At 75.2% G+C, this 1,409-nt stretch carries 1 protein-coding gene; it reads right to left on the bottom strand.

Annotated features, from left to right (window positions below; all coding sequences use genetic code 11):
- Nucleotides 1–1,403: DUF58 domain-containing protein (locus CWC38_RS11770; RefSeq protein WP_121846888.1), on the bottom strand; the 1,403-nt coding region annotated here is incomplete at its 3' end.
- Nucleotides 1,404–1,409 lie beyond the last annotated feature (6 nt).

Here is a 1,409-nt window from a genome sequence, read left to right on the forward strand (position 1 = left end):
GTCCTCGATCGGGTGCGGCCCATGACGTCGTCCATGCTCAGCTGGGGCGCACCGGGTTCGGGTGGGGGTGGTGCCATAAGGGAACCGCCGCCGGTCACGGCCAGCCACGCGGCGTCCACGTCCGTCCAGCGGCTCGCGAGCACCACGGACCAGCCCGCTGACTCGAACACGTCCGCGCTCTCCGGGCGCACGAGCGGGGCCGCCACCACCATGACCACGGAGCAGGATGCGCTGCCCGCGGTGGCCTGCACGTACCGGCGTGCGGCGTCCGGGGAGAGCGTGCCCGTGAGCAGCAGCACGGGATGGACCAGGCCCTCACGGTCCAGTCGCACGGTCAGCGGGTCGCTCGCCGTCCCGGGCTCGGGGCGCGGGGCCAGGGCCACCTGGGACAGGCCGTGGACCACCTCGGTCGCGGCGGTGTCGCCCACCGCGGTGTCCCGCAGCTCGGCGGCCCCGGAGTTCCCTCGCGGCAGGGGTCTGCCGCGGTCGTCCAGGGCGTGCACCACGGTCTCCCGGCGGGTGAGGTGCTCGACCACCGAGGCCGCCGCGGTCACGGCCCACTCGAACTCGTGGGTGGAGGGCAGCACACCGGCCCACACGCGCTCGCCGGGCCAGTGCTGCTCCACGGTGTCCAGGATCACCACGGCCTTGCGCGTGCTGCGGGGATCCTCCTGGCGCACCATGAGCTCGCCGTGCTTCGCCGACGCCGCCCAGTGCACCCGGCGCATCGGGTCGCCGTGGCGGTACTCGCGGGTGGTCACGTTGTCCGGACCGGGCTGGGGCTGGGCCCGGCGGGCGGGGTCGTTGCCGGACTCCCGTGCCAGGGAGGCCCCGTGCTCCGTGAGCTCCTCGGGGTCCGGGGCCACGTGCAGGGACGTGCGCTCGGCGACGTCCAGCAGCTCGGTCACCACGCCGAACGGATCGTCCACGCGCACCGTGGCGGGGCCCAGCTCGTGGATCCCACGCCGCCGCGGCCGCACCGTGTAGCCCACCGGCGCCCCCGAGACGGGCACCGAGAAGTCCTGGTCCCGGCCCAGCAGCGGGTCCACGCGTTCGTGCACGTCCACGGCCGCGCGGTCAGCGGTGGTGGATCCCGGGGTGCGCCCGCGCGTTCCGAAGGCCGAGCGGCGTCGCACCTGCAGGGCCACCTGGGCGGCGTCGCCGAGCGTGACGAGGGGCGGGTCCACCGAGCGCTTGAGCAGCACGCGGGGCTTGAGCAGCCACATGGCGAGCGCCGACATCAGCGGGACCATGCCCAGGAACAGGGACAGGGCGAGGACGTCCTTGCGACCGAGCCACGTGGCGGCGGCCAGGCTCAGCACGGCGGCGGTGAGGAAGCACCAGCCGCGCACGGTGAACTTGGCCCGGGAGTCCACCCGGGCCGGGGTGGCGGCGGGGGTCATCGGGTC

Origin of the sequence: Kocuria tytonicola (genome assembly GCF_003687455.1) — a bacterium.
GTDB lineage: Bacteria > Actinomycetota > Actinomycetes > Actinomycetales > Micrococcaceae > Kocuria > Kocuria tytonicola.